Source organism: Paenibacillus sp. Z3-2, from assembly GCF_054161325.1.
The window spans coordinates 4112347-4124767 of the sequence record NZ_CP096397.1 but is presented as its reverse complement, the minus strand read 5'-3'; the positions used below and the strand labels follow the sequence as shown (position 1 = coordinate 4124767).

The following is a 12421-nucleotide window of genomic DNA, read 5'->3' as shown; positions in this document are numbered from 1 at the left end:
AGCGATGTTAGTGAGCAAGGGAGGCTGTGCAGTTCGTGGCTAAAATACTGGATCGGCTTCTGTTGTTTATATACAGCATAAGCGTTGGAGCAATATCGGCAGCCGTCATTCTTCTGATTAGCGGTGTGCTGCCTTACGAATTGAATTACCAGCAGGAACAAAACGTTATTGTTGCGTCGGTTATTGCAGCAGCGATTTTGTTTATCCTGAGTTTGCGATTTTTCTACATCTCGGTTCGGCGTGAGCGTGCTTCGTTGCCGTCTGTGGATCAACGCACAGAATTTGGTGATGTACAGATTTCGATGGAGACGATAGAGAATCTCTGTTTGAAGGCGGCTTCCCGTTTCCGGGGAGTACGTGATGTCAAGGCACGTATACGTGTGGTTGAGTCAGGACTGGAGATTATGATCCGTGCAGTAGTGGATGGCGAGACACCTATTCCTGCGCTGACTTCTGATCTGCAAAAGGCTATACATGATCATGTGCAAGAGATTACGGGCATTCCGGTATCTTTTGTCACGGTGTATATCGCTAATGTAACCCAGTCGCCTAACTACAAGAGTCGAGTGGAATGAGGTGAGTTTCACTGATGCTGTGGAAAGAGATTTGGGATAGTTACAGAGGCCGAATTACCGGGATTATCGGCGGCATCTTTTTTGGATTTCTTTATGTATGGATCGGTTTTTGGGATATGTTGTTCTTTGCACTCTTGGTGTTCATCGGTTATACGTTAGGCAGACGAAGCGATTCGAAGCTGGGTTCGTCCATTCCCTGGAGGGAGTGGGGACAATGGCTTGGCGATCGCTGGCGTCCGTTTAAGTGACCTACCTGAACCCTGCAATATGTTTCTTCCGAAAATAGAGCTGTAGTTTAGGTTGCCCGTTTTTTGGAGGAAACGTATTGCAGGTTTTTTTGTGAAAAGGGATAACAATAACAATACCATGGAAGCCATCCATCTATCCGATACAGGATATGATGCGATGTTTGCATGATTTTAAAATAAGCATGATGACGCTCCAGACGGAGCGCTGCAGGAGGCAGGACATGAAAAGACGTTTGGCAAGGGAAATTGCAGTACAAAGTCTGTATCACATGGAAATGAATGAGGTAGGTGCAGCGGAAGCTGTGAACATGTTGATCAATGAAGCTGCTGAAGATAACGAAACCGAAGTGGTCATCCGTGATGCAGATGTAATGCGTACCTATGTTACTGAGATGGTACAGGGAGCCTGGAACAATAAGGAAGCGATTGATGGGCTACTCGTGGATTATTTGAAAGGCTGGCAGATTAGCCGTCTGTCGCGTGTAGATCGCCAGATTCTACGACTGTCAACGTATGAAATGGTATTCCGTGATGACATTCCGGCCAAGGTATCGGTCAATGAAGCAATCGAGCTGTCCAAATACTTTGGTACAGAAGAATCCGGTAAGTTCGTCAATGGCGTACTTGGACGTATGATTCAGGAAGTTGATGCCATTAAAGCAAAATTATCTTCTTAGTTCGCTAGTTATTTAATTATATTCACATAAGGGAGAGAGAGTACAATGACAGCATCTATTATTAACGGTAAAGAAGTATCCCAAGAGATCCGCGCAAGCATGACAACAGAAGTAAAACAGCTTAGCGAACAGGGGGTAGTACCTGGTCTGGCTGTTGTGCTCGTCGGGGAAGATCCGGCATCCCAAGTATATGTGCGTAATAAAGAAAAAGCATGTCACGACCTCGGCTTCTATTCCGAAGTGCATCGCTTGGATGCAGACACGTCCCAAGAAGATCTGCTTGCCCTGGTGGACAAGCTGAACAATCAGCAATCCATTAACGGAATTCTGGTTCAGCTCCCACTGCCGAAGCATATTGAAGAGAAAGCGGTTATTGATGCGATTGCCGTGGATAAAGACGTAGACGGATTCCATCCGGTGAATGTAGGTAATCTCGTTATTGGAGACGATAGTCTGCTTCCATGTACCCCAGCGGGTGTAATCGAACTGATCAAGCGTACTGGACTGGAAATGTCCGGTAAACATGCAGTAGTCATCGGGAGAAGCAATATTGTCGGCAAACCGGTATCGCTGTTGCTCCAACGTGAGAATGCGACGGTAACGATGTGTCATTCCCGTACCGCCAACATGAAAGAAATCACACGTCAGGCGGATATTCTGGTTGTAGCCATCGGCCGTGCCAATTTTGTGGATGCTGATTTTGTGAAACCGGGTGCGGTTGTTATCGATGTTGGCATGAACCGTTTGGAGAATGGCAAGCTGGCTGGAGACGTTGATTTTGAGAGCGTGAAAGAAGTATCTGGTCCAATTACACCTGTTCCTGGTGGTGTTGGTCCAATGACAATTACGATGTTGATGCAAAATACATTGATCGCTGCCAAACGCGCTCACGGATTGGCCTAGGGTTCTGTCTGTGGCAGATCAAAAGATCTACTCCATCAAAGATCTGAACCGATACATTCGAATGAAACTGGAATCGGATCAGGTCCTGTCGGACGTCTGGTTGCGCGGGGAGATTTCGAATTTCACACATCACTCCAGCGGCCACATGTATTTTACATTGAAGGACAAGGACAGCCGGATCAAGTCGATTATGTTTGCATCCCATAATCAGCGATTACCCTTTGTACCGAAGGAGGGTGCAAGGGTTATTGCCCGTGGTAATGTCTCGGTGTATGAACGGGATGGGCAATATCAATTCTACGCTACCCATATGCAACCGGACGGAATTGGAAGTCTGTATTTGGCTTACGAACAATTGAAGAAAAAGCTGGAGGATGAAGGGTTATTTTCACCTTCGAGAAAAAGACAGATTCCTCGTTACTCACAGACGATCGGGGTTGTAACTTCACCGACGGGAGCGGCGGTGCGGGACATTATGATCACACTCCAACGCAGATACCCTTCTGCCAAAGTCGTTTTATATCCTGTTCTGGTCCAAGGTAAAGGTGCAGCACCTTCCATTGTTAAAGCGATTGGCAACCTGAACCGCATGGGAGAAGCCGATGTACTTATCGTTGGACGCGGAGGCGGTTCACTGGAAGAATTGTGGGCGTTCAATGAGGAGATCGTGGCAAGAGCAATTGTCGCTTCGGATATTCCTGTCATTTCTGCGGTTGGACACGAAACGGACTTTACCATTGCTGATTTTGCGGCCGATTTGCGTGCGGCTACACCTACAGCAGCTGCTGAACTGGCTGTACCTAATCGAGCCGAGTTGCTCGATCAGATCGGACAACGTCAGCGCCAGTTACAGCACAGCTTGCGTCAGCGTGCTGTTCATAACCGTGAACGACTCGCGAGATTACAACGTTCGCCAGTGCTTGTTCATCCAAGACGTACCTTGATGCAGCACACGGAACGTTTGGATATGATGCACCAACGGCTTTTGAGAACTGTGGATACGCGCATGAAATGGACGGGAGAGAAGCAGGAACGCCTTCGGGCCGCGCTGCAACGATTCAATCCTCGTGATCAGGTCGCTGCAGCACGCCGTGAAAACGCGGCAGCACGCAGACAACTTGAACTAGCGATCAGGTCCATAACCAGATCGAAGCAGCAACAGTGGAAGTCATCTGTGCGGCATCTGGATGCGCTTAGCCCGCTTAAAGTTATGTCACGCGGATATAGCCTCGTTTATGACGAGCAGGAACAACGATTGATCAAGTCGATGAAGGATGTACAGCCTGGAGATTCGATCAAGATTAAATTAACAGACGGACAGCTGGACTGTCAGGTTTGGGGAATGAAGGAGGACGACAATACCCATGGCGAATGAACCGGAATTGAATTTTGAAGAGGCAATGGCGGCATTGGAAGACATCGTAGGTCAGCTTGAGCATGGTGATGTTCCGTTGGAACAGGCCATCGATCTGTTTCAGCGCGGGATGAAACTTTCGCAACTTTGCGGTCTGAAGCTGGAACAAGTGGAACGCAAGATCGAGATGATCGTAGAAGAAGATGGAGAGCTTCGCAAGAAGCCATTCGGAACTGCTGACGATGAGAGCGGTGAAGTCCATGAGTAATCGTCCTTCGTTTCAAGCATACCTTGAGGAAGTCACAGCTGAGGTGACAGAAGAGTTGAAGCACACTATTCCCGATCATTGGCATGTACCTCAATCGCTGAAGGATGCGATGCAGTATTCACTTATGGCCGGAGGCAAACGCCTTCGACCTCTTCTGGTCGTTGCTGCGGCGGAAGCCTTCGGTGCACAGCGTAAAGCTGCTATGCCGGTAGCCTGCGCCGTGGAGATGGTTCACACCTATTCGCTGATCCACGACGACCTGCCTGCAATGGATAATGATGATTACCGCAGGGGAAAATTAACAAATCATAAGGTATATGGTGAAGCAACAGCCATTTTGGCAGGTGATGCACTGTTAACGCATGCTTTTTATAGTATTGTTCAAGCAGGTCGGCGCAGTGGCGTGGCATCAGAAGCTTTGCTGTCCATCGTAGAGGATATGTCTGAACTCGCTGGAGCAAGAGGCATGGTCGGTGGCCAAGTTGCGGATATGGAAGGCGAGCAAGGGATGACTGATCTTGCGCAGCTCCAGTACATTCATCTGCACAAAACGGGCGACCTGATTGTATTCGCCCTCATTGCTGGAGCGCGAATCGGTGGAGCTACAGAAGGACAGTTGGAAGCACTGCGTGTGTTCGGCCGTGATCTGGGGATGGCGTTCCAGATTCAGGATGATATTCTCGACCTGACGGGCGACGAGCAAAAGATGGGCAAGAAAACACAGAGCGATGTGAATCAGCAGAAGGTAACGTATCCTTATTTTATTGGGATGGATGCCTCTATGGATGAGGTGAAGTCCCTTACAAAATCTGCAAAAGATGCACTTGAAAGAGCCGAGTTACCTGATGCATCGAGATTGGTGGAAATCGCAAATTATCTGATGAGTCGAGACCATTAGATTCTGAAGGAACACGCTGTTTCAAAACCTGTAGAACAGTGTAATGAATGTAATGTCCTTTTTCCGAGTGGATGGAAAAAGTTTGTCCCGAGTAGATTCGGGAATACATACGGAGACAGATCATATATATTTTGCTGGCGAAAATGCTCGTTATCGGGAGTATGGTGCAGTAAATTATGATTCTTGTTCTTTTATGTTATAATGATTTAATGTCATTTGATTCATAATGTATATAGGGATTTACACTAATAATTAAACAATCTAGGAAAGCGGGGAGATTCTCGTGCTGCTTCCACAAATTAAACAACCCAGTGATCTAAAATCGATGTCTCAGGATGATCTTGCGCTTTTGTCAGCAGAGATCCGGCAGTTTCTTATTGAGAAACTGTCCGTTACAGGTGGGCATCTTGCACCCAACTTAGGAGTGGTTGAGCTCACGGTAGCCCTGCATTACTGCTATAACAGTCCAGCAGACAAAATGATTTTTGATGTAGGGCATCAGGCTTATGTGCACAAAGTACTCACAGGGCGTATGGATCGCTTTGATACATTGCGTCAACACAACGGACTCTGCGGATTTGTTAAACGTAACGAAAGTGAACATGATGTATGGGAAGCTGGCCACAGCAGTACTTCATTGTCCGCTGCGATGGGGATGGCCCTTGCACGTGATCTGAAGGGTGGAGATAATCAAGTCATCGCAATGATTGGTGATGGAGCGCTTACAGGTGGTATGGCATTTGAGGCCCTCAATCATATTGGTCATGAGCAGAGAAAACTGATGGTTATTCTGAATGATAATGAAATGTCCATTGCTCCAAACGTTGGGGCTATGCATAAATATTTGAGCAAAATTCGTTCGGATCGCCATTATCTGAAAGCGAAAGATGATGTCGAGGGAATGCTCAAAAAAATCCCTGCTATTGGGGATCGTTTGGCCAAATCGGCGAGCTGGATCAAAGACAGTGTCAAATATATGATGGTGCCAGGGGTTCTTTTTGAAGAACTGGGTTTCACGTATTTGGGGCCGATTGATGGGCATGATATTCCCAAATTGATCGAAACATTTAAACAGGCAGATAACGTGGATGGTCCTGTGCTCGTTCATGTACTGACAACCAAAGGAAAAGGCTATAAGCCAGCAGAAGCTGATTCACACAAGTGGCACGGAATTTCTCCGTACAAAATTGAATCCGGTCAAGTGCTGAAGGCTGTGGGAAAACCGATGTATACGGAAGTGTTTGGTCAAACGCTGATTGATCTTGCGAAGCAGGATAAGCGGATCGTAGCTGTCACTCCAGCAATGCCTACAGGATCAGGGCTCATCCCGTTTAGTAAGGAATTTCCGGATCGCATGATTGACGTGGGGATCGCTGAACAACATGCGGCGACGATGTGCGCAGCATTGGCCATGGAAGGCTTAAAACCGGTCTTTGCCGTGTATTCCACGTTTATGCAACGTGCATATGATCAGATTGTACATGATATTTGTCGTCATAACGCCAACGTGATGTTTGCCATTGACCGTGCTGGGTTTGTGGGTCCGGATGGGGAAACACATCAAGGGGTATACGATGTGGCGTTCATGCGTCATATTCCAAATATCGTTCTGATGATGCCAAAAGACGAAAATGAATTGCGTCATATGATGAAAACGGCGCTTGATTATAATGAAGGTCCGATTGCTTACCGTTATCCACGAAACAATGTGGTGGGTGTACCTCTGGATGATGTGCTTGTTACGATTCCGATTGGAACATGGGAGCAATTGCGTCCCTCGGAAGGATATGCCGTCATCGCTTCAGGATCGATGGTGCAGCTTGCAGAAGAAGCAGCAGAGTTGCTGAAACGGGAAGGCATTACAGCAGGCGTAATCAACGCTCGCTTCCTCAAACCTCTGGATGAGCAGATGCTTCGGGATTTGGCTGTTCGAGGTACCAAATTAATTGTGCTTGAAGAAGCATCCCAAGCAGGTAGTATGGGCAGTGCGGTTCTGGAGTTCTACGCAGAAGAGGGATTGCATGATGTACATGTACAACTGATGGGGATTCCGGATCGCTTTATCGAGCATGGCAGTATCAAGGAACAACGTGAGGAAGTGGGTCTTACCGTTGAAAATGTATGTGCTGAACTGCGTAACATGGCTGTTCAATCATCTTACGGCATGCCCAAAACACGTTTTCCTTCGTAAAATTACATGATAGGAGAAAGACATGTCACTCCCGAAAGAACGAATTGATGTTCTGCTGGTTGAGCAGGGCTATTATGAAAGTCGTGAGAAGGCGAAAGCAGCGATCATGGCTGGACTGGTGTATGCCAACAATGAGCCGATTGAAAAAGCTGGTATGAAAATTCCACGGGAAGCCGAGCTGAAGGTTAAAGGCTCGGTACATCCCTATGTTGGCAGAGGCGGATTGAAGCTCGAAAAAGCGATCCGTCATTTCGGCCTTGATATGAATGGACTTGTCATGCTCGACATCGGTTCATCCACCGGTGGTTTTACGGATTGTGCACTGCAGCATGGTGCTTCTCACGTATATGCCATTGATGTGGGCTATAATCAGCTCGACTGGTCTTTGCGTAATGATGAACGGGTTACCGTGATGGAACGAACTAATTTTCGCTATGTGACTCCCGAAGATCTGACGGGACCCGTGCCAAATTTTGCGAGTATTGATGTGTCCTTCATTTCACTACGCATCATATTGCCGCCACTCCTGGCCCTTTTGAAACAACCTGCAGATATCGTAGCATTGATTAAACCTCAATTTGAGGCAGGGCGTGAAAAAGTAGGCAAGTCCGGTGTAGTACGTGATACGAAGGTACACAAGGATGTATTACAGACCATGCTTCATTTTGCGAGTCAACTTGGTTTGGATCTGCAGAGTTTAACTTTTTCCCCTATAACCGGTGGAGAAGGCAATATCGAATTTCTCGCTCATTGGCGTCTGGAAGCACCAGAGGCAACACAACCAGAGAACGATCCAGCTTCACTTGATGCACTTGCGGAGCAAGTTTCGAAGGAAGCGGCGCATACATTTACGGGAAACTCATCATAAGATGGGTTTCTTTTCGCTGGAAAGGTGATCGATGTAAAGGGAAATCATCACTGAATCTCGAATATGTCTTCGAGGTGAGCGATAATGAATGGTCAATATGACACAATCGTTATAGGTGTTCTTGCTGTCTGTCTGATCTTGTGGCTGTTCTTCGGTCTGCGTAATTGGGTGAACCGACCGATGCCTGTAAGCTTGTCTGGAATGCAACTGAATGTGAAGATTCAGGATTCCCCTGCATTAGATCTGCTTGAAGCGCAGGGTTACGAAGTCATCGGTGGTAAAATGAAAGTCCCTCTGGCTTTTGAGGCCAACGAATCCGTATTTTACAGCAGATTATTCATTGATTATGTTGCAGAGCGGGAGGATCTCAGATACCTGGTCAAAACATCGCGTCGCAGACAGCCGCTTGAATTGACTGGACCTGCGCTAAGGGATCGCTTCCTCAATTATCTGTTGTTATATCCTGGTTGTGAAGGATTGCTGTATGTTGACTTGGAGGATTCCGATATTAAGTTAATCAGGCTCATGGACTATCAGGAAGATGTGTATGATGGGGATGATCTGGACTAATATATAAGAGTGAACATGGTTTGGCGAAATCTGCGGCGATCTACAATTGCTGCTTTATTGCAATACATTTAACTGGAGGCATGTATGAAAGGACAAAGGCACATCAAGATTCGTGAAATCATTAGTCAAAATGAAATTGAGACTCAGGATGATCTGGTTGAAGCACTGCGCAAATCAGGTTTCCAGGTGACTCAAGCTACGGTATCCCGGGATATCAAAGAACTTCTGTTAATCAAGATTCCGATGGATGACGGACGGTACAAGTATTCTTTGCCAACAGATCAACGATATAATCCGATTCAGAAGCTGAAGCGTGCACTCGTTGACAACTTCCTGCACATTGATCACACGAACAACCTGGTGGTGATGAAATGTTTGCCGGGAACAGCGAATTCCATTGCTGCTTTACTTGATAATATTGAGTGGAATGAAGTCATGGGCACGATCTGTGGAGATGACACCATCCTGATTATCTGCCGGACTGAAGGTAACAGTGTGACCGTTATTGAGCGGATCATGGGTTACATTTCCTGAATAAGTGATTCAAAAACATAATTTCTGAGTTAGTTCATCCGGAGGTGTTTTTGCAGATGTTAGTTACTTTATCGATTCGCAATCTGGCTGTGGTGGAAGAAGTGGATGTTGTATTCCACCCGGGATTCCATGTACTCTCTGGGGAAACGGGTGCAGGGAAGTCGATTATTATAGATGCACTTGGTTTAATTGCAGGTGGACGCAGTTCAGCAGATCTGATCCGGTACGGATGTGACAAGGCAGAGATGGAAGCCCTGTTCGAGATGGAGCAGAGTCATCCCGTATGGCAGACATTGGAGAAGCTGGGTATCCACTGTGAGCCGGAAGAACATTTGGTCATTCGACGTGAGCTGAACATGCAGGGGAAGAGTACGTCCCGCATTAATGGACAATTGGTCAATCTCACCATGCTGCGGGAAGTAGGCGAGAAGCTGATCAATATCCATGGTCAACATGAACATCAGAGTTTGCTACGCGCTGAGAGCCATCTGGGGCTTCTCGACACCTATGGCTCTGAAGTAATCGGACCGATCAAAGCAAAGTATCAGGAGCGCTACAGCAAGTTTATCACAGCGGAAAAAGAACTGCGTGCGCTCCAGGAGTCCAGTCAGCGTGCTTATCAACTTCTGGATATGTATCGCTTTCAGCTTGAAGAGATCGCAGCCGCAAGCCTTACACGAGGTGAGGATGAATTACTCGGGGAAGAACGGGTCAAACTATCCCATAGTGAGAAAATGATGGACAGTGTTGCCGGAGCGTATGATCTGCTCAGTGGTCAACGCGGACTTGAAGCTGTAAGTATTGCTCTTTCAAGAATTGAAGATATATCCGGATACGATAGTAAAGGTCTGCAACCGATTGTAGAGCAACTGCAATCGGCATTTTATCAATTGGAAGATGCGACTTTCCAGTTAAGGGATTACCGGGAGAAGATTGAATTTAATCCGGCAAGGCTGGAAGAAGTGGAGCAAAGGCTGAATCTGATTTCTGGCCTCAGACGGAAATACGGGGACAGCGTGGAACTTATTCTGAGTTATTTTGATCAGATTAGCCATGAAACCGACCAATTGGAGAACAAGGACGAACGTCTGGAGAAATTGCGAGCTGAACGTGATAAAATGCTTAATCTTGTGATGGAGTCTGCCGAGGAACTCAGCAAGGTTCGCAAACAATGTGCCGAGGAACTCGCCGCACAAGTGGAAAGTGAGCTTAAGGATCTGCAGATGGAGCGAACTTCACTGCGTGTTCAGATTACTCCATTTGAAGATCCGAAGGGCATTGAATGGAAGGGACGCCGTATTCGTCTGAATCGTCAGGGTGCGGACAATGCCGAATTCCTGATCTCACCGAACCCAGGTGAACCACTTCGACCATTGGGCAAGATTGCTTCAGGTGGCGAGCTGTCGAGAATGATGCTGGCGATGAAGAGTATCTTTGCGCGACATGATCAGATACCTGTTTTGATTTTTGATGAAGTTGATACTGGCGTTAGTGGGAGAGCAGCTCAATCCATTGCAGAAAAATTGTTCCGGCTGTCTTCGACTTGTCAGGTATTCTCAATAACTCACTTACCACAAGTGGCTTGTATGGCAGATCATCAGTATCTCATCGAGAAACATGTCTATGATGGACGGACGATGACGCAGGTGGAATCGCTGTCAGACGAAGGCAGAGTGAAGGAATTGGCACGTATGCTGGGCGGCGTGGAAATTACAGAAAAAACGCTGCATCACGCACAGGAAATGCTGAATTTGGCGGAAGCCAAAAAAGGGTGAAACGGACGGCTGGCGTAATGATTGACAGTAATAAAAGCCTGGGGGCGAGGTTATCTTAAAGGTACGCAATTGGCGACCACCTTTCGTCAAGCGAAAGAAGCAAAGGGAGTGTGACAGCCATTGAATTCCCCCCTCAGGAAGAAATTGCTAGGTCTTTTATTTGCCTTCTTTCTTTGTGTGATTAGCCAGGCCATTCAGCCTGTGCAAAGTTATGCTTCACTGCCGGATGAATTACAGGTGTTTGCTGGCAGGCAAGCGGATGTCCGGCTCGCCGTACCTGCTGCTTCAAGCGCCGTTGTAGATCGTCCTGATATCGTTGGTTTGGATGATCAGGCAGCGATGCACTTTACCAGGCAACAACCTTTGCATCTCCACCCTCAACAGACGGGACATGCTAAATTAACGTTGAAGTTGTGGGGGAAAATTCCCGTGAAAACAGTTCAGGTAAACGTGATACCGGATTTGCGTGTTGTACCCGGGGGTCAAACGATCGGCGTCAAAGTTAAATCGGCGGGTATTCTGGTGGTTGGACATCATCTGGTCCATTCTGGCCAAGATGAGCGCGTATCGCCCGGAGAAACCGCGGGCATTAAGCTTGGAGATCTGATCACGCATATGGATGGTAAACGTCTCGATGGTGTGGCAGGTGTCTCCGAAGCCGTTGAACTTGCAGGCAAAAGTAAAAAAGGGATCGATGTGGTATTGAAACGTGGCAAGGAAACAGTCAAAACACGATTGACTCCAGCGTATGACTCCGAGGATCAAGCGTGGAGGCTTGGCTTGTATATTCGTGATTCTGCAGCTGGTGTTGGTACTCTTACCTTCTATGCTCCCGATCAGGGCGTATATGGCGCACTGGGCCATGTCATTACAGATATGAACACACAGACATCCATTGTTGTGGGGAGTGGTCAGATCGTTCAGTCAAACGTTACGTCAATTTCGAAGAGCGAGACCGGTGATCCGGGTGAAAAGCGTGCTCATTTCCTCAAGGAAAGTAAGATTTTGGGCAATATTGAACGCAATACGGCTTTTGGCATCTTTGGTAAAATGTCCGGAAATCCTGAGCACAGTCTGTATTCCAAAGGTATTCCCATTGCTTTTTCTCATGAAGTTAAAGAAGGCCCGGCCGAAATTCTTACCGTGGTTGACGGTCAACAAGTTGAACTCTTCTCCATTGACATTGTTCATGTAGCAGATCAATCTGAGCCAGCGACTAAAGGTTTGGTACTTCGAATTACAGACCCGAAACTGCTGGATAAGACCGGAGGTATTGTTCAAGGCATGAGTGGTAGCCCAATTGTGCAAAATGGTAAATTGATTGGTGCAGTGACTCATGTATTTGTCAACGATCCGAAATCAGGGTACGGTTGCTTCATTGAATGGATGTTACAGGATGCTGGTGTAATGATGAAAAAGGAAAACGCAAAGAACCTCAAGGCTGGATAAACAGCCCTGAGGTTCTTTTTTGTCGAAAGCAAACATAATATATCGGATAATGAAATAAATTATTTATTATATAGGATCAAGAAAAAAAAATAAAGAAAAATAATTTTCGAC

At 46.8% G+C, this 12421-nt stretch carries 13 protein-coding genes; all 13 read left to right on the top strand.

What is annotated here, in order from left to right; translation table 11 throughout:
- The first annotated feature begins 35 nt into the window (after nt 1-35).
- The 13 genes from amaP to spoIVB all read left to right on the top strand — a co-directional run bounded on the left by amaP (nt 36) and on the right by spoIVB (nt 12310).
- Nucleotides 36-575 carry an alkaline shock response membrane anchor protein AmaP gene (gene amaP, locus M1D71_RS18610; protein ID WP_458123159.1) on the top strand — a complete coding sequence of 180 codons (540 nt, stop codon included), beginning with the start codon at nt 36-38 and terminating at the stop codon, nt 573-575.
- Nucleotides 576-589: 14 nt separating this feature from the next.
- Nucleotides 590-823 carry a DUF2273 domain-containing protein gene (locus tag M1D71_RS18605; RefSeq protein ID WP_458123158.1) on the top strand — a complete coding sequence of 78 codons (234 nt, stop codon included), beginning with the start codon at nt 590-592 and terminating at the stop codon, nt 821-823.
- A 221-nt stretch (nt 824-1044) separates the two neighbouring features.
- Nucleotides 1045-1500: a transcription antitermination factor NusB gene (gene nusB, locus M1D71_RS18600; protein ID WP_458123157.1), complete on the top strand. Its 456-nt coding sequence runs from the start codon at nt 1045-1047 to the stop codon at nt 1498-1500.
- A 45-nt stretch (nt 1501-1545) separates the two neighbouring features.
- Nucleotides 1546-2403, top strand: a complete 858-nt coding sequence (gene folD / locus M1D71_RS18595) for a bifunctional methylenetetrahydrofolate dehydrogenase/methenyltetrahydrofolate cyclohydrolase FolD (RefSeq protein ID WP_017687597.1) — start codon at nt 1546-1548, stop codon at nt 2401-2403.
- Nucleotides 2404-2413: 10 nt separating this feature from the next.
- Nucleotides 2414-3778 carry an exodeoxyribonuclease VII large subunit gene (gene xseA / locus M1D71_RS18590; protein ID WP_458123156.1) on the top strand — a complete coding sequence of 455 codons (1365 nt, stop codon included), beginning with the start codon at nt 2414-2416 and terminating at the stop codon, nt 3776-3778.
- Nucleotides 3768-4025 carry an exodeoxyribonuclease VII small subunit gene (xseB, locus tag M1D71_RS18585; protein ID WP_017687599.1) on the top strand — a complete coding sequence of 86 codons (258 nt, stop codon included), beginning with the start codon at nt 3768-3770 and terminating at the stop codon, nt 4023-4025. Before xseA ends, xseB begins: the two co-directional genes overlap by 11 nt.
- Nucleotides 4018-4923, top strand: a complete 906-nt coding sequence (locus M1D71_RS18580; protein ID WP_458123155.1) for a polyprenyl synthetase family protein — start codon at nt 4018-4020, stop codon at nt 4921-4923. The genes xseB and M1D71_RS18580 overlap by 8 nt, the downstream gene beginning before the upstream one ends.
- Nucleotides 4924-5206: 283 nt before the next feature.
- On the top strand, nt 5207-7114 hold the full coding sequence (dxs, locus tag M1D71_RS18575) for a 1-deoxy-D-xylulose-5-phosphate synthase (RefSeq protein WP_458123154.1): 1908 nt from the start codon (nt 5207-5209) through the stop codon (nt 7112-7114).
- 22 nt (nt 7115-7136) lie between these two features.
- Complete coding sequence (locus M1D71_RS18570; protein ID WP_458123153.1) at nt 7137-7982, top strand: TlyA family RNA methyltransferase; 846 nt, start codon at nt 7137-7139, stop codon at nt 7980-7982.
- A gap of 84 nt (nt 7983-8066) precedes the next feature.
- Nucleotides 8067-8552, top strand: a complete 486-nt coding sequence (locus M1D71_RS18565; protein WP_458123152.1) for a hypothetical protein — start codon at nt 8067-8069, stop codon at nt 8550-8552.
- Between the two features lie 84 nt (nt 8553-8636).
- The gene (ahrC, locus tag M1D71_RS18560) at nt 8637-9086 is read left to right on the top strand and encodes a transcriptional regulator AhrC/ArgR (RefSeq protein WP_145322615.1); all 450 of its coding nucleotides are present in this window, start codon (nt 8637-8639) and stop codon (nt 9084-9086) included.
- Nucleotides 9087-9142: 56 nt separating this feature from the next.
- On the top strand, nt 9143-10861 hold the full coding sequence (gene recN, locus M1D71_RS18555) for a DNA repair protein RecN (protein ID WP_458123151.1): 1719 nt from the start codon (nt 9143-9145) through the stop codon (nt 10859-10861).
- A 120-nt stretch (nt 10862-10981) separates the two neighbouring features.
- Nucleotides 10982-12310 carry a SpoIVB peptidase gene (spoIVB, locus tag M1D71_RS18550; protein WP_458123150.1) on the top strand — a complete coding sequence of 443 codons (1329 nt, stop codon included), beginning with the start codon at nt 10982-10984 and terminating at the stop codon, nt 12308-12310.
- Nucleotides 12311-12421 lie beyond the last annotated feature (111 nt).

Coding starts and splice junctions, on each gene's coding strand:
- M1D71_RS18605 (WP_458123158.1), top strand. CDS start 590: ATGCTGTGGAAAGAGATTTGGGATAGTTACAGAGGCCGAATTACCGGG.
- nusB (WP_458123157.1), top strand. CDS start 1,045: ATGAAAAGACGTTTGGCAAGGGAAATTGCAGTACAAAGTCTGTATCAC.
- folD (WP_017687597.1), top strand. CDS start 1,546: ATGACAGCATCTATTATTAACGGTAAAGAAGTATCCCAAGAGATCCGC.
- xseB (WP_017687599.1), top strand. CDS start 3,768: ATGGCGAATGAACCGGAATTGAATTTTGAAGAGGCAATGGCGGCATTG.
- M1D71_RS18580 (WP_458123155.1), top strand. CDS start 4,018: ATGAGTAATCGTCCTTCGTTTCAAGCATACCTTGAGGAAGTCACAGCT.
- M1D71_RS18570 (WP_458123153.1), top strand. CDS start 7,137: ATGTCACTCCCGAAAGAACGAATTGATGTTCTGCTGGTTGAGCAGGGC.
- M1D71_RS18565 (WP_458123152.1), top strand. CDS start 8,067: ATGAATGGTCAATATGACACAATCGTTATAGGTGTTCTTGCTGTCTGT.
- ahrC (WP_145322615.1), top strand. CDS start 8,637: ATGAAAGGACAAAGGCACATCAAGATTCGTGAAATCATTAGTCAAAAT.
- recN (WP_458123151.1), top strand. CDS start 9,143: ATGTTAGTTACTTTATCGATTCGCAATCTGGCTGTGGTGGAAGAAGTG.